Below are 20,604 nucleotides of genomic sequence, written 5' to 3' on the forward strand. Positions count from 1 at the left end.
CTGATCCTCGGTGCGGACAACCAGGAGATTCGGCCCGACACTGTTCGGGCTTTTTTTTTACCGTGAAACAGCAGCGTGGTTTGTTCCCCATTTCGATTTTTGGGGACTAATTCTGGCGACGTTATACTTTATTCCCCGTCGCCACCGGCCTTGAAGCACGCAGGCACTCGCGCAGCGGCGTCAGATCGTCGTAGTCGATCGTCGCGCCCGGGCTTCCGTCCTCGTTGATCACGCGCAAGCGGTTCTGCTCGCGGGTCAGGAACAACACCTTCCCCCAGCGTTTCGGAACGCGCTTGGCCTTGCGTTGCGCGTCCTTCAGGTTTTCCTTGGTTTCCACGAGACGCATCAGCGGCGTGTCGCCAGGGTAGTGGGAGAGACAGACGACGAAATCGGGGTAGAAGTAGTTCTGGTGTTCGCCGCGAACAAGGCGCACCGACCACGGCTTGCGATCGGGGTTGCGGTGCCACCATTCGACGAAGTCGGCGCGGTCGAGCGCCTTGGCGAAGTCGCGTTCCTCGCCGTTCAGCTTGCTCGCCCCGTCGAAGCGCGCGAGTTGCAGGGGGGCATCGGTGTCGCCGATGCGGCGGTCGGCGAGCCATGACCGGTCGTCCAGCATCAGCAACTGCTCGACCTGCGCGAGGTCGTTGTCCGAAGGAGGCAGGACGCCGTAGATGTTGCGCCGCGAAGGCGTGAGGCTCAGCGCGGCAGGGAAGAGCATCCAGTCGGGAAGGGAGTTGGCGCTTTCGAGCGTGCTCGCTTCGGCGACGATCGACTGCATCAGTTCGGCGATGTTCGCAGCTTCCCTCCGTATCACCCAGTACGCGGCGTCGCGCGCGTGGCGCTTCAGTTCGACCGCCGACGGCCGTAGCTCTTCTTCGTCATCCGCAAATTCTTCGTCGATGCGTTCGCGCAGGCGTCGTGCCAGCACGTCGACGATGATGCGTACGTCCTCGTCCTCCACCTGCGGTAGACGCTTCAGTGCGGCGATCGCTTCTCGTGCCAGCGCGGCTCGGTCGGTGATCACCAGCACGTCCTCCTCGCGACGGCTGCCCGAGTTGAGCTCGGTGTGAACTTCCTTCTCGCGCAGCCGATTGAGCGCAGCGCGCACCGCATTGCGTTGCAGGTCGTCGGAAAGTTCGAGACGGATCGCGACGCTCTCGGAGGCCCTCGCCATGTCGGCGAGCTGCGGTCGCTGTTCGCGTTCGAGCGCGGAGGGCAGGTTCGGCAGGTCGCTGCGCCGCGGATAGACCCGGATTCCCCGCTCCTGCAGCGCATCCTGCCAGTCGGCGACGCTGACCGGCACTGCTCGCTCCTTCTTCGTCTGCTGCCTGATCTCGTCGAGCTCGTCGCCGTCGAGCGTCTGCACACCTGCGTCCATTCCGCGCCAGGCTTGCTCGGGTAAGGCGTCGAACAGCGAGCGTTGCGGACCGGAGGTCGGCAGCAACTGTTCCAGTTGCAGCGGAGTGGCGCGCACATCTTCTGGCAGCGGCAGGTCGTAGCGCAAAGGCGTCTGTGGGGTCTCCCGATTCGTATATACCGCCGCGCCGGAAACGGTGTGTCGGACGACGAGCTTCTCTGTCTGCCCTTCGAGCTGGCTCTTCACCGCATTGCTCGCCTGCACCGCAGCCTCGAAGCCGCGCTGCGCCTCGGCGTCGGCGAGATAGACGTAGGCGGTGTCGAAATCCGCCGGAATCCGCTTCGGCCGGGTGTAGTGCTGGCGAATCGGGCGCGCGACGCGCATCACGCGGCCGATGAACTGCATCGCGAAGTCGGCGTCGTTGACCGGCTTGGTCGAGGCGAGGACGAAAGCGCGCGGCGCGTCGAAGCCGGTTCCGGCCGACTGCTTGAAGATCAGCACTTCCTTGCTCGGATTGTTGGCGATCGCTGCCATCAGCCCCGGGTCGGGGTCGTCCGACGAATGCTTGCCGATCAGCCCGGGATGCACCTTGCACAGGTGGACGAGCTCGTGCTCGGCCTCCTCGACGCTCTTCTCGCCGTTTGCCACCTGCACCAGCAGGAGCGGGGTCAGCGCGACGCCCGCTTCCTGCAATTGACGTTTCAGCCGGCAATGCCGTTTCCAGGCCTGCTTCAATACTGTTCGTTTGAGGTCGGCGATGGTCTGCACGCTCTGCCGCAGGTCGTAGACCACCGCTTCGATGTAGCGCTTGTTGAGGCGCGCTTCGACCACCTCGTCGCGGCTGGCGGCGAAGCTCTCGAAGGCGCTCATTCCCGCCTCGCGCAGGAAGGCGAGCAGACGCTCGTCCTTCGGTGTCGCCGTCGCCATGATCAGGAAGTCGGCTTTCAGCCAATGCACGAACTGGCCGAACTCGGTGGTCCGGTCGAGACCGATGTGCGCCTCGTCGACGACGACGCCGAGCGCGAGTCCCTGCGCGCGGGCGCGCGCGACGAAGGCCGCCAGTGTGCGCACCTCGTCGTCGCCGTCGGCGTCGTAACCGGCCTTGCGGTCCTTGGCGCGCGCGACGCCGGCGGCGGTCGACAGGAGGACCATCCCCGCCTTCGCCTCCTGATTGCGGCCCTGCGCGAGCAAGGCCGGCGTCAGCCGCAGACAGTTGGCGGCGAGTTCGCTTTCGGTCTGCTGCACCAGATTTACGAAGGGCACGAACCACAGCCATAGCGTCGGTCGTGCGGCGCTGACTTCTTCGAGCACGCGCGAGATCATGAATGTCTTGCCGGATCCGGTCGGCGCGCGCAGCAGACAAGGCGGCGAGGGCTCGCGCAGCAGCGCTGCGCTGATGTTCGCGATCAGGGCGCTCTGGAATTCTTCGGGTTCGATGGCCGCCGCTTGCGCGGTGACGATGTCGAGCGCACTCATTGTTCTTCTCCCTGATGTGCGGCTTCGAGCAGCGCGCGGTCGCGCTCGAGTTCGGCGCGCAGTTCGTCTTCGCTGGGCAGGATCAGGCGGTACTGGCTGGCGAAGAGCTGCGCGCTGCTCGCCAGCTGCGAATACTTCGCCACCGCCGCGTTTCGTTCCGAACAGAGGATCAGCCCGATACTCGGGTTGTCGCCGGAGCCGCGCATCTGCTCGTCGCAAAGCCGGACGTACATGTCCATCTGCCCGACGTCCTGATGCGTCAGCCGACCGACCTTGAGGTCGATCAGCACGAAGCACTTGAGCAGGTAGTTGTAGAAGACGAGATCGACGAAGAAATCGTCGCCTTCGGCGTGCAGACGTTTCTGCCGCGCGACGAAGGCGAAGCCGCGGCCGAGTTCGAGCAGGAAGTGCTGCAGACGGTCGATCAGCCCGTGCTCGACGTCCTTCTCGTAGAGCAGCGGACTCGGCTGCAGTTCGAGGAATTCGAGCACGTAAGGGTCGCGGATGAACTCGCGCGGGTCGGGTGGCGCTTCCTCGGCGATCCTGGCGACGGCCTCGCGGCGGGTCTCGTCCTTGTCCTGGCTGAGCAGCAGGCGCTCGTAGAACAGCGTGCCGATCTGGCGGTCGAGTGCGCGCACGCTCCAGCCCTGAGCAGCAGCCTCCTGCGCGTACCATAGGCGAGCTTCCGGTTTGGCGACACGCATCAGCTCGCGAAAGTGCGACCAGCTCAATTTGCTACACAGCGTGTAGCGAATCTCCTCGGCCGGGAAGGCGAGGTAGAACTGCCGGAAATTGCGCAGGTTGGCCAGGCTGAAGCCGCGACCGAACTCCGCAGTGAGTCGCTTGGCAACCTCGTTCAGCGTTTTCTTGCCATAGTCGGCGCGCTGCTTTCCGCCCTGTTCGTCCTCGACGATCAACCGCCCGATCTGCCAGTACGCCTGCACCATTGCCTCGTTGACCGCCTGCCGCGCGTGCTGGCGCGAGGCGACGAGAATTCGGCGGATTTCGGCGTAGAGCTCGTCGCGAGCACTCGATGGCAGCGTCTGTTCGCTCATCGCTGCGTCCCTCCCTCAGTCACTCCCACGGGATTGCCAGCCTGTCCGCGCAGCACGGCGTCGAGCAGACTGTAGCAGTTGGCCTCGACGCCGTGGGCCGCCAGTCGTTCGGCGAGCGTCTTTGGTCGTGGCGAATAAACGGCGAGCCGGGCGACGTCGTGCCTTTCCGGCCAGGCAGAGAGCGCGGCGATCGTTTCCTCGTCGACGCGCTCGCATACCAGCACCGCGCAGTCGCCGCTCTGTCCGAGCCATTTCACCCCTTCGGGCGGCAAGGGGCGGATGCTGCCGAAGCGTTGCAGGCCGAGCAGGTGCCAGGCGTGCGCGGCGTCGGACTCGAACGGCGCGTCGGCGGGGTCGATCTTGTCGAGTTGCAGGTAGGCGAAATCGCCGGCGAGGCCTTTCTTCGCCTGAGCGCTGGGGAACTTGGCCAAGTCGTCGCTGGCGAGCACGCGGCGGATGCGTTCGGCGCAGACGTCACGGCAGAGGTTCCTGTGCGGCTCCTTCTTCGTCGCCTCGGTGCTCGAGCAGAGGATGAAACGGCGCGCGTCGTCGCCCGAAAGGCCTTCCTCGGCATTGAGTTCGAGCACTGCGTGGCCGGTCGTTCCGCTGCCGGCGAAGAAGTCGAGGACGATGTCGCCGGGGCGGGATGCCTGTTGCAGCAGGTTCTTGATCAGCGACAAGGGCTTCGCGTAGTTGAAAGCGCGGTCGCCGAAGATGTCGGCGACGACGCGAGCGCCTTCCTGGTTGGTCGCGGCGACGAAACTGCCTTCGGCTTCATACTCGCCGGCTTCGAAGGTCGGCACCACCCAGCTCGACAAGGGCTGCGTCTGGTTGCGCAGGTCAGCCTTGTAGCGTTTGAAAGCGGGGCGACCGAAGCCGACCGGGCGGCCAACCCAGAATTCCAGATTGGGCAGGTCGCGGCGCAGCAGCGGCGTCTTGCCACTTTTCGGAACGTCGCCGGAATCGATCGCTGCGAGCAGCGCGTCGAGCGTCGACCAGGTTTCGACGCGCTGTTCGCTCGGGAAGAGGATCTGGCCGAGTTCGATGAATTCCTCCATCGTCTTCGCTTGCACGGTCTGGCCTTCCTTGAGCCGGCTTTCGCTCGCATAGACCCAGACGCGGTCGGGGTTGGGCGGGTAGGCGATCCCCGTATTCGAGTCGAGCAGCGGGTAGTAGAGATTGGGGCGCTCCTTGTACGAGAAGCCGAGCGTCAGATCGCTGCTGCGCCAGTCGCCGCGCGGGTCATGGTCCGGGTTGCCGTACATCTCGTAGCTCTTGGCGAAGCCCTTGAACGCGAAACCAGGGTTGCCATAGACGAGGATGTGTTCGTGGTCGACCGAGAGGAAGCACTGCTGGTCGGCATTCGAGCCCTGCCGCGTGCGCCAGGTGATGCTGCCGAGCCGTCTGCCCGGCATCACCTCGTCCAGCAGCAGTTCGAGCCGCGCGCGGTTCTCGTCGTTGATCGAGACCATGATCACGCCGTCGGGGGTGAGCAGGTCGCGCGCGAGGCAAAGTCGGCGGTAGAGGAATTCGAGCCACTGCGAATGCCGCCAGCGGTCATTGGCGCCGACGTAGCGGTCGTTATAGACCCAGTCCTTGTTGCCGGTGTTGTACGGTGGGTCGATGTAGATGACGCGAATCCTCCCAGCGTGCGTCGCTTTCAGGAGGCGCAGTGCGTCGAAGTTGTCGCCCTCGATGATCAGGTTGCGCCAGCCGGCGAACTTGGCCGATGTTTCGCGTGGGTACGAGTATTCGGCAAGCAGCCGCGGCAGGACGAGGTCGGCGTTGACCGCAGCGTCGCGCTCGATCGCGTTCGCCTCCCAGGTGAGGCCGAGCTTTTGCCGGGTCAGGTGCTCTACCAGCAGGCGGCGCAGTTGTGTTTCGTTAAGATGTTCCAGCTCGGCGAGCAGGCTGTGCTTTGGCATGGTCATGGGGCGGTATTTTGCCCTGTTTTCAGGCTCATCCGCGCAGGCAATGCCGATTCCCCTGGCGAAGCCGCCGATTCCTCGCAGGACTTCACTTCGACGCCCGTATTCTTTCAGACTGCGCGAAGCGTCGCCTGCTCGCCGTACGCTCGGCCGCTGACGACGCCATGGCGAACAGGCCGTCAGCGTCTCATCCTTCGCTCCACAATTCGCCGTCGCGACCGGGGACGTTCAGGCCGAGGTGGCGGTAGATCGCCGGCGTCGCCATGCGCCCGCGCGGCGTGCGCTGCAGGTAGCCCTGCTGGATCAGGTAGGGTTCGAGCACGTCCTCGATCGTGTCGCGCGCCTCGCCGATCGCCGCGGCGAGGTTGTCGACGCCGACCGGGCCGCCGCCGAACTTGTCGATCATCGCCGACAAGAGCTTGCGGTCCATCAGGTCGAGGCCGCCGTGGTCGACGTCGAGCATCACCAGCGCCAGGTCGGCGACTTCCTGCGTGATGCGACCGCCGGCGCGCACCTCGGCGTAATCGCGCACGCGGCGCAGGAGGCGATTGGCGATGCGCGGCGTTCCGCGCGAGCGGCGCGCGATTTCGAGCGATCCGTGCGCCTCGATCGGAACGTTGAGGAGTTGCGCCGAGCGCGTGACGATCCGGGTCAACTCCTCGGGGGTGTAGAACTCGAGCCGGGCGACGATGCCGAAGCGGTCGCGCAAGGGGTTGGTGAGCATGCCGGCGCGCGTGGTCGCGCCGACCAGCGTGAACGGCGGCAGGTCGAGCTTGACCGAGCGCGCGGCCGGGCCCTCGCCGATCATGATGTCGATCTGGAAGTCCTCGAGCGCCGGGTAGAGGATTTCCTCGACCACCGGCGAGAGACGGTGGATCTCGTCGATGAAGAGCACGTCGTGCGGCTCGAGGTTGGTGAGGATCGCCGCGAGGTCGCCGGCGCGCTCGAGCACCGGGCCGGAGGTCTGGCGCAGGTTCACGCCCATCTCGGCGGCGACGATGTGCGCGAGCGTCGTCTTGCCGAGTCCGGGCGGTCCGAACAGCAGCACGTGGTCGAGCGCGTCGTGCCGTCGTTTCGCGGCCTCGATGAAGATCGACAGCTGCTCGCGGATCTTCGCCTGGCCGACGTAATCGGCGAGGCGCTTCGGGCGCAGCGCGCGCTCGATTGCGTCTTCCTGGGCCGATTTCGATTCGGCGGAAATCAGCCGCTGCGCGGCAGCGGCGAGGGGAGTCGGGGCAAAGTCGTCGGTTTCGATCATGTTTCATGCGCCGGCGCAGCGGCCGGCGGGAGAAGGCGGCGGGTTCGCCGCTCAGTATTTCACCGGCTCCGGCGGCGACTTGCTGGTCCAGTGCTGCACCAGCATCATGCCGAGCGCGAGCAGGGTCGGGCCGAGGAAGACGCCGATCAGGCCGAAGGCGAAGGCGCCGCCGAAGACGCCGAGCGCGATCAGCAGGAGCGGCAGGCTGGAGGTCTTGCTGATCAGCAAGGGCTTGAGGAAGTTGTCGATGCTGCTGATGACCAGCGTTCCCCACAGCACCATGAAGATCGCCCAGCCCACCTCGCCCTGGTCGTAGAGCCACCACGCGGCGCCGCCCCAGAGCAGCGGCGGGCCGACCGGCACCATCGACAGGAAGAAGGTGCCGGCGGCGAGCAGCATGGCGCCGGGAACGCCGGCGATCAGGAAGCCGACCAGCGCCACCGCCGCCTGTCCCGCCGCCGTGCCGACGATGCCGACCATGACGCCCATCACCGTGCTGCGCGACGCGCAGAGCAGGTGTTCGCCGAGCTCGCCGCCGAGCCGGCGCGCGCCGGTGCGCAGCATTTCGGCGATCGCCTCGCCGTCGCGGTAGAAGAAGAAGGCGACGAAGACGACCAGCGCCAGTTGCAGCAGCGCGTTGCCGACTGCCTTGCCGGTCTGCAGCAGGATGCCGCGCGCCGGTTCGAGCGCCTCGCGCAGGAGGCGCGACAGCTCCTCGCGGCTCGAGGCGACGCTGTTCCAGTAGGCGTCGATGCGCTCGCCGATGAAGGGCAGCGTGCGCAGGAACTCGGGCGGATGCTGCGGCAGCCCCTGTTCGAGCAGCGGCTTCAGCGCGCCGAAGGCGACCGAGACGCCTTCGGCGAAGCTGACCGTGAGCATCGTCAGCGGCACGACGAAGAGGACCAGAAGCACCAGCGTCATCAGTGTCGCCGAGAGCGCCGATCGCCGCTTGAGCCGTTCGAGCAGGCGTTCATAGACGGGCCAGGTGGTGACGCAGATGACCGCGGCGAAGAGGATCGCGGCGACGAAGGGGAGGAGCACCAGCGCACAACCGACGACGAGCGCCGTCACGAGCGCGATCTGGGCAAACTGCTTCGACGGGTTGGTCATGGGGGCGGAAAGCGTTGGGGGGCGTCGGGCGTGGATGAGTCGGGTGTCAGGCGTTAAGCGTCAGGCGTTAAGGGTTAAGGCACGGGGGCGCACCGCCCGGGCCTCCGAAGCAGACCCGGCGGGGCGTTGCCGGTGCGCGCGGCGGCGCGAGCAGGCCGAGCACAGCGCTGGACGATGCTACAGCCTGGCGAGCAGCTTCAGCGCCTGGCGGATTCCGTCCGCCGTTCCGGTCCCGGCGGGCAGTGTCTTGACCGCGCCGGCCGCCTCGCGTTCATTGTACCCCAGCGCCAGCAGGGCATTGAGAATGTCATGTTGATCCTCGGCCGGCGCCTGCGCGGCGTTCGGCAGCGCCTCGGCGAGCTTGCCCTTGAGTTCGAGCAGCAGGCGCTCGGCGGTCTTCTTGCCGATGCCGGGCACCTTGACGAGGCGGCCGCTCTCCTGGCGCGCCACCGCGCCGGCGAGTTCATCGACCGACAGTCCCGACAGCACCGCCAGCGCCATGCGCGCGCCGATGCCGCTGATCTTCACCAGCTGGCGGAAGGCGAAGCGCTCGCTCTCGCTGGCAAAGCCGTAGAGGAACTGCCCGTCCTCGCGCACGATATGGTGGATCAGCAGCACCGTCTTCTCGCCGATCCCCGGCAGGTTGTAGAAGGTGCTCATCGGCACATCGACCTCGTAGCCGACCCCGCCGACGTCGATCAATACCTGCGGCGGATTCTTCGTGAGCAAGCTTCCCGAGAGCCTTCCGATCATGCGTGCTTCCTTTGCCGTGTGTCCATGAGCCGCGAATTATGCACGCATTGGCTGCGCGCTTCGACAGGGCTCTCCCGGGCAAAGGCGAACGGCGTGTCCCGAACGCCGTAAAGGGGTCGTGCCGACAAGCGCAAGTTTGCATCGATCCTTATTCATTTCCTCTGCATAAGGCCATGTCCATTGCTTCGTTCGCCGCCCGTTGTCCGGATGTTAACTTCCGCAGCGGATAAACCACGTTCCCGGCAGCAGGCGGCGCATCGCCCCGAAGAAACCGGCAAGGGGCACCTCGTGATCGACATCGAAAACATCTCCACGCACTACATCGTCGACGGCCGCGCGATTCCCGCCCTCTCCGATGTCAGTCTGCGTGTCGAGAAAGGCGAGATCTTCGGCATCATCGGCGTCTCCGGCGCCGGAAAAAGCACGCTGGTGCGCACCCTGAATCTGCTCGTACGCCCCGACCGCGGCCGGATCCTGGTCGACGGCGTCGATATCACTGCGCTCGCGAAACGCCAGTTGCAGAGCTACCGGCGCAAGACCGGAATGATCTTCCAGCACTTCAACCTGATCGGCGCCAAGACCGTCGCCGACAATATCCGCTTCCCGCTGCAACTCACCGGCGAATACGGCAAGGCCGAGATGGACCGGCGCGTCGATGAACTGCTCGACCTGGTCGAACTCTCCGCGCATCGCGACAAATACCCGGCCCAACTCTCGGGCGGCCAGAAACAGCGCGTCGGCATCGCGCGCGCGCTCGCCAACGATCCGAACCTGCTGCTCTGCGACGAAGCCACTTCGGCGCTCGACCCACAGACCACGCAGTCGATCCTGCGTCTGCTGCTCGACATCAACCGCCGCCTCGGGCTGACCATCGTCCTGATCACGCACGAAATGGACGTCATCCGCAGCCTCTGCGACCGGGTTGCGGTCCTCGACCGGGGAGTCGTTGTCGAGCAGGGTCGCGTCGTCGAGGTGCTGCTGCACCCGCAGCATGCGCTGACGCGAGCGCTGGTGCAGGAAAGTGCCGATCACCCGGCGGATGGCAACATCGTCGACCGCATGCGGGTGCAGGGGCTGCGCGGACCGCTCGTGCGCCTCACCTTCCTCGGCGCGATCACCTATCAGCCGGTGCTGCAGCGCATCGCCGCCGCACTCGAAGTCGGCTTCAACATTGTCGATGGCGTCGTCGGTCGCATCAAGGACACGCCTTACGGGCAGATCACGGTGCAGGTGCTCGGCCAACTTCCCGATCTCGCGCGACTCGAAAACGTCTTTGGCGAGCATTCGGTTCGCTGCGAGGTATTGCGCGCATGAGCCCCGATTTCCTCGTCCTCTTCGCTTCGATCGGCTGGTCCGACATCGCGCTGGCGACCGGGGAGACGCTGATCATGGTCGGCGCGTCCTTGCTGTTCACGGTGCTGTTCGGCCTGCCGTTGGGGATCGTTCTCTTCCTCACCAGCCCGCGGCAAGCACTCGCCAACGCGCCCATCTACGGCGTGCTCTCGCTGCTCGTCAATCTGGTCCGCTCGACGCCGTTCGTGATCCTGCTGATCGTCCTCATCCCGGTGACGGTGACGCTGATCGGCACCTCGATCGGCGTTCCGGGAGCGATTCCGCCGCTGGTGATCGGCGCGACGCCTTTTTTCGCCCGCCTGGTCGAGAACGTCCTGCGCGAAGTCGACCGCGGCATCATCGAGGCCAGCCAGGCGATGGGCGCGACCCTGCCGCAGATCGTCTTCGGCGCGCTGCTGCCGGAAACCCTGCCCGGCCTGCTGGCGGCGATCACGGTCACCGCGATCACGCTGGTTTCCTACGCCGCGATGTCCGGAGTGATCGGCGGCGGCGGCCTCGGCGATCTGGCGATCCGCTTCGGCTATCAGCGCTTTCAGAGTGAAGTGATGGTCGTCACCGTCGCCATCCTGCTGCTGCTGGTGCAGGCGCTGCAGGTGCTCGGCGACCGGCTGGTCCTGCATTTTTCGCACAAATAGGCATTCCTTGCCTTCAGGAGCCCGCGCATGACCCAGTCCCACTGTTGACCGCGCCCGTGACGGGCGCAGCCATCCCGGCCCGCTTTCTTTTCACCGGCCCCATTTGATCCATTAAGGAGTCAGCATGAAATTCAAGTTCTCCCCGCTCTTCGCTGCCTTGTTCGCCTTCGCCGCGATCTCGGCCCACGCCGATGGCAAGCTGAGCATCGCCGCCACCGCGGTCCCGCACGCCGAGATCCTCGAACACGTCAAGCCAGTACTGGCGAAGGAAGGCGTCGCTCTCGACATCAAGGTGTTCACCGACTACGTGCAGCCGAATGTTCAGGTCGCCGAGAAGCGGATCGACGTGAACTACTTCCAGCACAAGCCCTACCTCGACGAATTCAACAGGAACAAGGGAACGAAGCTCGTTTCGGTCGCGGCAATCCACGTCGAGCCCTACGGCGCCTACTCGAAGAAGTACAAGAAGGTCACCGACCTGCCCAATGGCGCGACCATCGCCATCCCCAACGACCCCTCGAACGGCGGCCGGGCGCTGGTGCTGCTCGAACAGAACGGACTGATCAAGCTCAAGGACCCGCGCAACATCCTGTCCACGGTCAAGGACATCAGCGAAAACAAGAAGAACTTCAAGTTCAAGGAACTCGAAGCAGCGACGCTGCCGCGCATCCTCGACCAGGTCGATCTGGCGCTGATCAACACCAACTACGCGCTCGAAGCCAAGCTGGTGCCGACCCGCGATGCACTGTTCATCGAGAGCGGCAACTCGCCTTACGCCAATCTGATCGTCGCCCGTACTGACAACAAGGACAGTGCTGACGTGAAGAAACTCATCCGCGCCCTGCAGAGCGACGACGTCAAGCAGTTCATCGAGACCAAGTACCAAGGCGCGATCGTTCCCGCCTTCTGATCCTGCGGACTGAGAAACCAATAGCCAAAAACGGGGGAAAAGCACATGACACGCATGAAAACCATCGCCGTAGCGATCTCGACCATCGGCCTGCTCGGCGCGACTGCGCCGGTCTTCGCCGGTGAAGTCGAAGAGCTCCGGGCAGCTTTGAAGAAGATCACCGAACGGCTCGATCAACTGGAAGGGCAGCAGAAGAATCAGGCCGTGGCCATCGCACAGGCGGCGAAGGTTGCGCCTGCCGCTCCTGCCGCAGCACCCGCCGCCCTGCCGGCAAATGTGGTCACCGCCGGCGACCTGCCGGGTTCGATCAAGATTCCGGGAACCGATACCTCGCTCAAGATCTACGGCTACGCCCAGGCCGACGCAACTTACGACTTGAAGAGCCGCGGAAAAGACATCGACAACAACGACTGGGCCTCCTTCGTCGCCGTCCAGCCACTGAACAATACGACTGACGGCAAGCGCAAGGACCAGTTGTACGCGACCGCGCGCACCTCGCGCATCGGCTTTGAAACCAGCACGCCGACCGCCGATGGCAGCAAGGTGCACACCAAGATCGAGGCCGACTTCAACGCGCCGAACATCTACTCGGGTGAAACGCTCACCAACTCGGTGCTGTTCCGCCTGCGCCATGCCTACGGTGAGGTCGGCAATTTCCTCGCCGGTCAGACCTGGTCGAACTTCTCCGATCTGGGCTCCTACGTCGATTCGGTCGACTTCAACGGCGTCGGCACGCAACCCTGGGTCCGTCAGGCCCAGTTCCGCTACACGCTGCCGCTCAACGCGAGTTCGAAGCTCGCGGTGTCGGTCGAAAACCCGCAGGGTTCTGCTACCGTTCCCTCCAACTCTGATGGATCGCCGAAGTACCCTGCCACCGCCACCCAGTTCGACAAGACGCCGGACCTGATCGCCAATTTCACCACCGCCGGCAACTGGGGACATTTTTCCTTGCGCGGCCTTGCGCAGCAGTACCGCAACGACGTTCATAGCAAACAGGCCTGGGGGCTGGGTCTGGGTGGCAGCTTGAATCTCGGTAAGGACAGGCTCGTCGCCCAGATCAACGGCGGCAACGGCATCGGCCGCTACACCTTCAATTCGGCCTACCAGCGCGCGTACGACGACGGCCAGGAAATCCACCTGTGGAAGGCGATCGGCGGGCACGTCGGCTATACGCACGTGTGGAGTCCGACGCTGCGTTCCAACCTGATCCTGGCGCACACCAAGTTCAGCGGCGACAGCACGCTTGAGTCGCTGAAGGACGACGCGACGAATGGCCTGGCCGTCAACAAGAAGATCGACGAAGCCTTGATCAACACTTTCTGGACCGTCGCCAAGAACACCGAGGTTGGCCTGGAATACGCTTACGGCAAGCGCACCACTTTCGCAGGCGAAACCGGCACGCAGAACCGGATCAACGCGACGGTTCACTACAACCTGTTCTGAGCCCTTTCAGCAGCGCGAGCGCCACGCCCCTGCAGTTTTGCACTGCAGGGGCCTCCCGTTGCAGGCGATAAGCCGATGCCGCGCATGGCACCGCTCACTGCCGGCAGCGCCCGCGGTCCGGAGCTTCCTGGCTTCTCCTCTGCAACTGCCGCGAAACGAAGCCGGCGATGAGGTCGAGGCCTGAACAGAGGATGAAGTAGATGGCGCCGACGAAAAGGAAGATCTCGGCCGGATAGACCATCAGCCGGCTATTGACCTGGGCGGCGACGAAGGAGAGTTCGGGAACGCCGACGATGTAGGCGAGCGAGGAATCCTTGATCAGCGCCACCCACTGGTTGACGAACGAAGGCAGCATGATGCGCAGCGCCTGCGGCAGCACGACATGGCGTAGCACCTCCATCCGCGACAGTCCCAAAGCCAGGCCTGCTTGCCACTGCCCGTGCGGAATCCCGGCGATTCCGGCATGCACCGCGTGCGCCAGATACGCGCCTCCGATCAGCGACAGCGCGCAGGCGACCGAGACGAGACCGGGCACATCGATGCCGAAGGCGACCGGAAGCAGGAAGTAGGTCCAGAAGATCAGCATCAGCACCGGAATCGCGCGAAAGAAACCGAGTGTGAGAACCAGTATGGCGTTGGTCACGCCGCGTGACAGCGACAGCGCGATCCCGAGCAGCAGGCCGAGGATGCCGGCGGCGATCGCCGAAGCGACGCTGAGCACGAGCGTCAGCGCCGCGCCGCCGAGTTGCCCCTCGGGGAAGGCGCCCCACAGCAGATAGGGCAAGTTGTCGAGAATGACCTGAAGATTCATGCCGGTCGTGTTCGTCCGCGCACGCGCTGGCGCCGCGACAGCCACTGGCCGAATGCCTCGATCAGCGCGATCACCAGAATGTAGAAGAGGGTGGCGATGGCGAAGGCCTGGAAGGTCTTGAAGGTCTCGCTCTCGACCTGGCGCGACGCGTAGGACAACTCGACCAGGCCGATGGCCATCGCCAGCGAGGAATTCTTGACGATGTTCATGTACTGCCCGAGCAGCGGCGGCAGCGCCAGGCGCAGCGCCTGCGGCAGGACGACGTGGACGAATACCTGCCAGTGCGTCATGCCCAGGGCTTGCGCGGCCTGCCGCTGCGGCAACGGGACGCCTGTGATGCCCGAACGGATTTCCTCGGCGACGAAGGCGGCCGAGTAAAGCGTCAGGCCGAGCGTCGCGATCAGGAACTCGAACGATGGCCAGTGCAGTTCGATCCCGCCGCCAATCGCCGTGAGGTGCGGGCTGTTGAGCCAGAGCATCGCCGCCTCCGGCAGCAATCCTGGCAGACCGAAATACCAGAAGAAGAGTTGCACCAACAGCGGCGTGTTGCGAAAGAACGCGATGTAAGCGGCGCTCATCGGCGACAGCGGGCGCAGCGTGCTCGTCCGCCCGAGCGCGAGGAGAAAGCCTAGCAGCGTCGACAGGACGACGACGATCGCCGAGACGAGCAGCGTCATGCCGAGGCCGTCGACCAGCCAGAGCACGTACTTCCCGGCGAGAGGCTCGCCGAACAGCGAACTGAGGATCATGTGCAAGCGGGGGCAGCGTCCTTCAGGCCGTCCCCGCTACAAGACTACTTGTCGCGGATGTGCGCGTCGCCGATCTTGAACAGGCGCGGCAGCGGTGCCTTGCTTTGCGGGCCGAACCACTTGTCGTGGATCTTCTGTGCCGTACCGTTCTTCTCGAGTTCGTGCAGCCACTCGTCGATCGTCGACTTGAGGCGTGCCTCGCCCTTGGGAATGCCGACGCCTTCGAGTTCCTCGGAAATTGCGAACGGCGGTATCTCGTACTTGTCCTTGTCCGGCAAGGCTGCGAGCAGCGGCACCAGCTTGGCGCCATCCTGCGTGATCGCCTGCACGTTGCCGTTGCGCAGTGCGCTCAGTGCGAAGGGCGTGTCGTCGTAGGCGATGACCTTGGCGGTCGGGTACTTCTCGCGCAGTGTGGTCTCCATGGTCGTTCCCTTGTCCGCGCCGATGCGCCAGTCCTTCAGCTGATCGGGGCTCTTCAGTGTTCCCTTGCGCGCCAGGAACTGCTGTCCCGAGGCGAAATAGGGAATGCTGAAGTCGATGACCTTGGCGCGCTCTTCGGTGATGGTGAAGTTGGCGAAGACCAGATCGACCTTGTTCGAGGTCAGCAGCGGGATGCGGTTGGCCGGGTTGGTCGGAACGAGTTCGACCCTGACACCCAGTTTCCTGCCCAGTTCGAGTGCATAGTCGACGTCGAGACCGGTGATCTTCTTCGTCTTCTCGTCCACGAAGCCGAAGGGCGGGTTGGCGTCGAAGGCGGCGACGCGCAGCACGCCGGCCTTGCGGATGTCGTCGAGCTTGTCGGCCTGGGCCAGGCCGGAGGCCAGCGCCAGCCCGAGGAAGATTGCAGCCTGGAGTTTCATGTCGGTCCTTTGCATCGGGTTTGCCTACGGACCCCAGATTAGCAAGCGCCTCCCCGGTCGCGAACGAACAAGATTTGATTAACTTATGTCGCCCGCTGCAACTTTCCTCAGCCTCAATGGTGCAGTATCTTCGACAGGAACTGCTGCGCACGTTGCGAGCGCGGTTTGCCGAAGAATTCGTCCTTCGGCGCGTCCTCGACGATGCGTCCCTGGTCCATGAAAATCACGCGATGCGCCACTTTGCGCGCAAAACCCATTTCGTGGGTCACGCACATCATGGTCATTCCCTCCTGCGCCAGTTCGACCATCACGTCGAGCACCTCGTTGATCATCTCGGGATCCAGTGCCGAGGTCGGTTCGTCGAAGAGCATGGCGATCGGGTCCATCGACAGCGCGCGGGCAATCGCGACGCGCTGCTGCTGGCCGCCGGAAAGTTCGCCGGGGTACTTGTTCGCGTGCGCTTTCAGACCGACGCGGTCGAGCAGTTGCAGCCCCTTGGCGTTCGCTTCGTCGCGCGAACGACCGAGGACCTTGATCTGCGCCAGCGTCAGGTTGTCGATGATGCGCAGGTGCGGGAACAGTTCGAAGAGCTGAAAGACCATGCCGATGCGCGAGCGCAGTGTCGGGAGATGCGTCTTCGGATCGCCGACCGGGATGCCATCGACGACGATTTCGCCTTCCTGAAACGGTTCGAGCCCGTTTACGCACTTGATCAGCGTCGACTTGCCGGAGCCTGACGGTCCGCAGACGACGATCACCTCGCCCTTGCGAATGTCCGTCGTGCATTCGCCGAGGACCTGGAAACTGCCGTACCACTTTGAAACCTGACGAATCGAGATCATTGCTTGTTCCTGTCAGCGGCCGCCGTCGCCCACAAGGGCATAGGGGGCCCAGAAGATCGGATGCGCATAGCTGAACCTCAGCCTGCCGTCGCGCTCGACTTCGCTCATCAGTTTCTGCATCGAGCGGCGCAGGGCTTCGGCACGCGGCAGTTGCGGGTCGCTCGCCAGCGCCTCGAAGATGCCGACCACCAGTCGCTTGGCCGATGCGGATTCGACCGGCCAGTGGGTGACGAGCAGAGAGCGGCTGCCGGCATAGAAGAAGCCGCGTCCGAGGCCGGAGATGGCTTCACCGCCTTCGCCGTCGCCAGCGGCGGTGTTGCACGCGGAAAGCACGACCCAGTCGGCGTCGAGCTTGAGCCCGAGGATGTCGTCGAGGGTGAGCAGTCCGTGCTTGCCGCCGCCGGGGTTGGCCAGCGCCAGCGCGGGCTGGTCGACGCCCGGAAAGTCCCCCGCGAGCAGGCCGTGTGTGGCGAAGGCGATCACCTTGCGCCGGCTCAGATCCATGCCGAGGACAGTTTCCCGGCTGGCGGCGCTGCCGAGGAAGACGTCGCGTCCGGGCTCGGCGCCGAGCGCCTTCGCCAGCGCCAGGATCTCGTCGCGCGTGTCGGGCAGCGGCGAGATGCGACTGTAATCGACCTCGCCGACGGCGTCGCCCTGCTGCATCTCTGCGCGCAGCGTCACCGTGAAGGGCGCCGCGCGCACGCCGCGCGCCCCGCCGCCCGGCGTGCCGACCCGACCGGCGAAGTCGGGGTCGCCGAAACCTGCGAAGGCGATGCGGTCGGGCGCTCCCGCCTGCATGCGCCGCAGCGTGGCCAGCGAAGATGCGGCCGGCAACTGGCTGATGGCCAGCTCGCGCGTGAGCCAGGGCCAGTCGGCATAATTCGCATAAAGCGTCGCACCCTTTGCGGAAGCCTCCGCCGGCGCGGTGAGCAGCAGCGCGAAGGGCAGGCGCGAGAGCGCGCCGCCGGCGGCGACGATCAGGTGCCGGCTGCCCTTCCAGCCGCTTGCCACCGGCGCCAGCAACTCCCGATAGAGCCGATGGGCGACCGCGCCGTCGAAAGCCGGCAATCTGTCGATCTCGAAATCGGGCGGATCGAGTGCCGCACGCAGGCGGTCGACCAGGCGACCGACCTCCGCGCGCGGCAGCGGAACGGTGGCGAAGGCCGGCGCTCCCTTTGCCGGAATGGCCCAGACGAAGCTGCCATCCTCGGTCGGCAGAACGCTCAGCAGCGCTTCGCCCGGTCTGAGTACGGACTGTATCTGCGCGATGCTCGCCGGTCGCGGCGAGATGAGGTCTGCGTAGTCGGGGAAGCGCTGATGCAGTTGCTCGTGCAGGCTTTTCTGCCGGCGGTCGAGGTCGGCGCCGCGCGCCTGCATGTCGGCGATCACCTTGGGCAGCATCTGGTCGGAGGGGCGCGACATGAGGTCGCCGAGGATCTTGTAGAGCGAGTCGCGTTCCTGGCGGATGTCCTGTTCCTCGCGCACCAGTCGCGCGAGTTCAGGCGTTCCGGCGGCTGCGCGTGCTGCCGACGCGGCCATCGCCTGCTGGACGCTCTGTCCGCGCAGAGCGTCGGCGACGAGGAAGGCTTCGGCGGCGGTATCGATGCCGCGCACCTTTTCCAGGGCCGTGCCGCGGCTGCGCGCCAGCACGCGCAGGTAGCTCTCGATGATGTAGGACAGTCGGGCGAAACGCCGGCCCGAGCGGTCGGCCTCTTCGGCGGCGGCGGGAATCATCACCGTGACGGCATCGCGCAGCGCGCTGAAGGCTTCGGCGTCGCGACCGGCAGCCGCCAGCGCGACGCCGTAATAACCGGTCGCCTCGGCGGCGTCGTAGGCTGCGCTGCCCATCAGCTCGCGCTTCTGTCTGGCCAGCTTCTCGGCGAGGGCGATCGCTTCGTCGTTGCGCCTCTCGGCGATCAGCGCGCGGACCCAGCCCAGGCTGGGGGATCCGAGCGTCTCGATCAATTGCGGGTCGGCGGCCAGCGCCGCGCGCATCGCCTCGAACTCGGCGAGCGCTTCCTGCCAGCGCTTTTGCGCGGTCAGCGCATTGGCCTTGATGCGCCGGTAATTGACGTAGGGATAGGCCGTCTGCGGCACGCCGAGCTTGTCGAAGTTTCCGAGCACCCGATCGATCAGCAGCAGCGCCTCGGCCGGGCGGTTTTCCTCGACCAGCACCTGCGCGAGTTGCTGCAGCATGATGTTGGTGTGCAGGCTGTCCGGACCTCTCCGTTCGAGACAGCGGTAGGCGAGCCTGCGCGCATGCACCTCGGCCTCGCGCAGATTGCCCTGCATGCGCAGGGCGCTGGCCAGCCAGGCCTCGGCGCTGTCGCGGGCGTTCTCGACGTTGATCTGTGGCGGGGTGCTCGGCAGATTGCGGCGCAGGCGGTCGAGGTTGTCGACGACGTCGCGGTTGCGGTCGTCGAGTGCCCGCCGGAAGCGTTCGACGGCAGCGTCGTAACGTCCGGACGAGAATTCGATGCGACCGAGCGCGTCTTCGAGCGAAGCCTGCCAGTTGTACTGGAAATATTCCCAGTTCTTGCCGCGCCTGACCCTCGCCAGCAGACTTTCGGCATCACGCAGATGCTGGCGTGCCGTGTCGAAGTCGCCGAGGCGCCGGTACAGGTCCGACAACTGCGCGTGCAGCGAAAGACGGAAACCGTTCGCGTTTTCCGGGCTCAGTGCCAGGGCCTTGTGCCTGGCGGCCAAGGCGTTGTGGAAATTGCCGCCGTTGAACTCGGCCCCCGACAACTCGGCCCAGGCGCGGAAGGGTTCGCGGCCGCCGCCCAGTTCGATGACGCGGCGCAACTCGGCGATCTGCGGGCCGACCAGCCCCAGTTCGTTGGCGGCACGCGCGCGCTTGAGGTGAAACTCGGCCAGATCCCGTTCGTCGAGTCCCGCGGGCGGTGGCGTCTCCAGGATCTGACGGGGCGTCGCCAGCTTGCCGGCGTCGACCGGATGGCTGTCGAGAATGGCGAGGATGTCGTGAACGGTGCGAGGTGGCACCTGCCCTGCTAGAGCGGGTGCCGCGCTCGTCACGACGGGGGCCGGCCCGCCGTTTTCGGCAGCCTGGCCCGGCGCCATCCAGCCGGCGAGAAGCAGCGCAACGGCGGCGAGCAGATGGCGCAAGCTTGATCTCATCATGATCCATCTCATCGACGTCTCCCGATCGCTGATCGATGGTGCTGCATTTTGCCCGCTCCGCTTGTGCCCATGTGCATCCCCGGAAACATCGACAGCCGGAGTCTACGCCAGCCGCCCCTTGTGCATGCGCAGGCCGCGGGTCGCCAGCGCGCCGAGCCCCTGGCCGCCGTGTGCGTGCGCGATCGCGCAGGCGAGCGCGTCGGCCGCGTCGGGGCTCGGGTCGCCGGGCAGCGAAAGCAGGCGGCGCACCATGTGCTGTACCTGTGTCTTGTCGGCATGGCCGTTGCCGACCACCGCCTGCTTCACCTGCAGTGCGGTGTATTCGGCGACCTCGATCCCGGAAGCGACCAGCGCGGCGATACCGGCGCCGCGTGCCTGGCCGAGCAGCAGCGTCGATTGCGAGTTCACATTGACGAAGACGATCTCGACCGCGGCCTGCTGCGGCCGGTATTTCTCGGCGAGTTCGCGCAGCCCCGCGTAGATCGTCCCCAGCCGCTGCGGCAGCGACTCCTTTTCGTTGCTGCGGATGCAGCCGCTGCCGACGTAGGCGAGCTTCTGTCCGCACTGGTCGATGACGCCGAAGCCGGTGACGCGCAGCCCCGGATCTACGCCGAGGATGCGCACGATGCCCCCATTGCTTGCCGAGGTGGCGGTGCCGCCGGTGTGTACGATCAATTCAGTTGCCGCATCCAGGTTTAACGTGAAACTGCGCAGGGATTGAGCAAAGGCGCTGCCCCGGAGCAGGAGCCCGTCATCGCGAGCCCGCAGGGCGTGGCGATCCAGTGCGTAGATACTGTTTTCGGGTCGCCCATCGACATCTGGGGACGACGCAAAAATGGATGTACGAACTGGATTGCCACGGCGCTGCGCGCCTCGCAATGACGGAACTGAAGCAAATGGGCGGGTTTCATGCTTCGGGGTGG

General features: G+C 65.4%; 16 protein-coding genes. 4 read left to right on the plus strand and 12 right to left on the minus strand.

Annotated features, from left to right (window positions below):
* Positions 1–121: 121 nt before the first annotated feature.
* The 6 genes from CCR84_RS07055 to ruvA all read right to left on the minus strand — a co-directional run bounded on the left by CCR84_RS07055 (position 122) and on the right by ruvA (position 8,937).
* Positions 122–2,833, minus strand: coding sequence for a DEAD/DEAH box helicase (locus tag CCR84_RS07055; RefSeq protein WP_201210864.1), 2,712 nt, complete (start codon positions 2,831–2,833; stop codon positions 122–124).
* Positions 2,830–3,888 carry a PDDEXK nuclease domain-containing protein gene (locus CCR84_RS07060; RefSeq protein WP_201210865.1) on the minus strand — a complete coding sequence of 353 codons (1,059 nt, stop codon included), beginning with the start codon at positions 3,886–3,888 and terminating at the stop codon, positions 2,830–2,832. The genes CCR84_RS07055 and CCR84_RS07060 overlap by 4 nt, the downstream gene beginning before the upstream one ends.
* A complete protein-coding gene (locus CCR84_RS07065) occupies positions 3,885–5,819 on the minus strand; it encodes a site-specific DNA-methyltransferase (RefSeq protein WP_201210867.1) in 1,935 nt (644 codons plus the stop codon). The genes CCR84_RS07060 and CCR84_RS07065 overlap by 4 nt, the downstream gene beginning before the upstream one ends.
* Before the next feature lie 184 nt (positions 5,820–6,003).
* Positions 6,004–7,074: a Holliday junction branch migration DNA helicase RuvB gene (gene ruvB / locus CCR84_RS07070; RefSeq protein WP_201210869.1), complete on the minus strand. Its 1,071-nt coding sequence runs from the start codon at positions 7,072–7,074 to the stop codon at positions 6,004–6,006.
* Positions 7,075–7,125: 51 nt separating this feature from the next.
* Positions 7,126–8,184, minus strand: coding sequence for an AI-2E family transporter (locus CCR84_RS07075; RefSeq protein WP_201210870.1), 1,059 nt, complete (start codon positions 8,182–8,184; stop codon positions 7,126–7,128).
* Between the two features lie 177 nt (positions 8,185–8,361).
* Entirely contained in the window at positions 8,362–8,937 is a 576-nt protein-coding gene (gene ruvA, locus CCR84_RS07080; protein WP_201210871.1) for a Holliday junction branch migration protein RuvA, read from the minus strand.
* 288 nt (positions 8,938–9,225) lie between these two features.
* On the opposite strand from ruvA, the gene CCR84_RS16700 reads away from it, so the two are divergent.
* The 4 genes from CCR84_RS16700 to CCR84_RS07100 all read left to right on the plus strand — a co-directional run bounded on the left by CCR84_RS16700 (position 9,226) and on the right by CCR84_RS07100 (position 13,278).
* On the plus strand, positions 9,226–10,251 hold the full coding sequence (locus tag CCR84_RS16700) for a methionine ABC transporter ATP-binding protein (protein ID WP_338052579.1): 1,026 nt from the start codon (positions 9,226–9,228) through the stop codon (positions 10,249–10,251).
* Positions 10,248–10,925: a methionine ABC transporter permease gene (locus tag CCR84_RS07090; RefSeq protein ID WP_201210873.1), complete on the plus strand. Its 678-nt coding sequence runs from the start codon at positions 10,248–10,250 to the stop codon at positions 10,923–10,925. Before CCR84_RS16700 ends, CCR84_RS07090 begins: the two co-directional genes overlap by 4 nt.
* 124 nt (positions 10,926–11,049) lie before the next feature.
* A complete protein-coding gene (locus CCR84_RS07095) occupies positions 11,050–11,835 on the plus strand; it encodes a MetQ/NlpA family ABC transporter substrate-binding protein (RefSeq protein ID WP_201210874.1) in 786 nt (261 codons plus the stop codon).
* 45 nt (positions 11,836–11,880) lie between these two features.
* Complete coding sequence (locus tag CCR84_RS07100) at positions 11,881–13,278, plus strand: DcaP family trimeric outer membrane transporter (protein WP_201210875.1); 1,398 nt, start codon at positions 11,881–11,883, stop codon at positions 13,276–13,278.
* A 94-nt stretch (positions 13,279–13,372) separates the two neighbouring features.
* Here CCR84_RS07100 and CCR84_RS07105 read toward each other — a convergent pair whose 3' ends face one another.
* The 6 genes from CCR84_RS07105 to ruvC form a co-directional block, all read right to left on the minus strand.
* Positions 13,373–14,089, minus strand: a complete 717-nt coding sequence (locus CCR84_RS07105) for an amino acid ABC transporter permease (RefSeq protein ID WP_201210877.1) — start codon at positions 14,087–14,089, stop codon at positions 13,373–13,375.
* Entirely contained in the window at positions 14,086–14,838 is a 753-nt protein-coding gene (locus CCR84_RS07110; RefSeq protein ID WP_242508597.1) for an amino acid ABC transporter permease, read from the minus strand. The genes CCR84_RS07105 and CCR84_RS07110 overlap by 4 nt, the downstream gene beginning before the upstream one ends.
* Positions 14,839–14,882: 44 nt before the next feature.
* The gene (locus tag CCR84_RS07115) at positions 14,883–15,698 is read right to left on the minus strand and encodes an ABC transporter substrate-binding protein (protein WP_201210879.1); all 816 of its coding nucleotides are present in this window, start codon (positions 15,696–15,698) and stop codon (positions 14,883–14,885) included.
* A gap of 113 nt (positions 15,699–15,811) precedes the next feature.
* Positions 15,812–16,540 carry an amino acid ABC transporter ATP-binding protein gene (locus tag CCR84_RS07120; protein WP_201210881.1) on the minus strand — a complete coding sequence of 243 codons (729 nt, stop codon included), beginning with the start codon at positions 16,538–16,540 and terminating at the stop codon, positions 15,812–15,814.
* A gap of 12 nt (positions 16,541–16,552) precedes the next feature.
* Positions 16,553–19,681 (minus strand): CHAT domain-containing tetratricopeptide repeat protein, encoded by a 3,129-nt coding sequence (locus tag CCR84_RS07125; RefSeq protein ID WP_201210883.1) that lies wholly within the window; start codon positions 19,679–19,681, stop codon positions 16,553–16,555.
* Between the two features lie 102 nt (positions 19,682–19,783).
* A complete protein-coding gene (gene ruvC / locus CCR84_RS07130) occupies positions 19,784–20,356 on the minus strand; it encodes a crossover junction endodeoxyribonuclease RuvC (protein ID WP_207186244.1) in 573 nt (190 codons plus the stop codon).
* Positions 20,357–20,604: the final 248 nt, after the last annotated feature.

It is taken from the genome of Rhodocyclus purpureus (assembly GCF_016653115.1).
In the GTDB taxonomy this organism is placed as follows: domain Bacteria; phylum Pseudomonadota; class Gammaproteobacteria; order Burkholderiales; family Rhodocyclaceae; genus Rhodocyclus; species Rhodocyclus purpureus.

What these genes read in the sequence shown, in the direction of transcription:
- CCR84_RS07055 (WP_201210864.1), bottom strand. Translation starts at nt 2,833, where the DNA reads ATGAGTGCGCTCGACATCGTCACCGCGCAAGCGGCGGCCATCGAACCC.
- CCR84_RS07060 (WP_201210865.1), bottom strand. Translation starts at nt 3,888, where the DNA reads ATGAGCGAACAGACGCTGCCATCGAGTGCTCGCGACGAGCTCTACGCC.
- CCR84_RS07065 (WP_201210867.1), bottom strand. Translation starts at nt 5,819, where the DNA reads ATGACCATGCCAAAGCACAGCCTGCTCGCCGAGCTGGAACATCTTAAC.
- ruvB (WP_201210869.1), bottom strand. Translation starts at nt 7,074, where the DNA reads ATGATCGAAACCGACGACTTTGCCCCGACTCCCCTCGCCGCTGCCGCG.
- CCR84_RS07075 (WP_201210870.1), bottom strand. Translation starts at nt 8,184, where the DNA reads ATGACCAACCCGTCGAAGCAGTTTGCCCAGATCGCGCTCGTGACGGCG.
- ruvA (WP_201210871.1), bottom strand. Translation starts at nt 8,937, where the DNA reads ATGATCGGAAGGCTCTCGGGAAGCTTGCTCACGAAGAATCCGCCGCAG.
- CCR84_RS07090 (WP_201210873.1), top strand. Translation starts at nt 10,248, where the DNA reads ATGAGCCCCGATTTCCTCGTCCTCTTCGCTTCGATCGGCTGGTCCGAC.
- CCR84_RS07095 (WP_201210874.1), top strand. Translation starts at nt 11,050, where the DNA reads ATGAAATTCAAGTTCTCCCCGCTCTTCGCTGCCTTGTTCGCCTTCGCC.
- CCR84_RS07100 (WP_201210875.1), top strand. Translation starts at nt 11,881, where the DNA reads ATGACACGCATGAAAACCATCGCCGTAGCGATCTCGACCATCGGCCTG.
- CCR84_RS07105 (WP_201210877.1), bottom strand. Translation starts at nt 14,089, where the DNA reads ATGAATCTTCAGGTCATTCTCGACAACTTGCCCTATCTGCTGTGGGGC.
- CCR84_RS07110 (WP_242508597.1), bottom strand. Translation starts at nt 14,838, where the DNA reads ATGATCCTCAGTTCGCTGTTCGGCGAGCCTCTCGCCGGGAAGTACGTG.
- CCR84_RS07115 (WP_201210879.1), bottom strand. Translation starts at nt 15,698, where the DNA reads ATGAAACTCCAGGCTGCAATCTTCCTCGGGCTGGCGCTGGCCTCCGGC.
- CCR84_RS07120 (WP_201210881.1), bottom strand. Translation starts at nt 16,540, where the DNA reads ATGATCTCGATTCGTCAGGTTTCAAAGTGGTACGGCAGTTTCCAGGTC.
- CCR84_RS07125 (WP_201210883.1), bottom strand. Translation starts at nt 19,681, where the DNA reads ATGATGAGATCAAGCTTGCGCCATCTGCTCGCCGCCGTTGCGCTGCTT.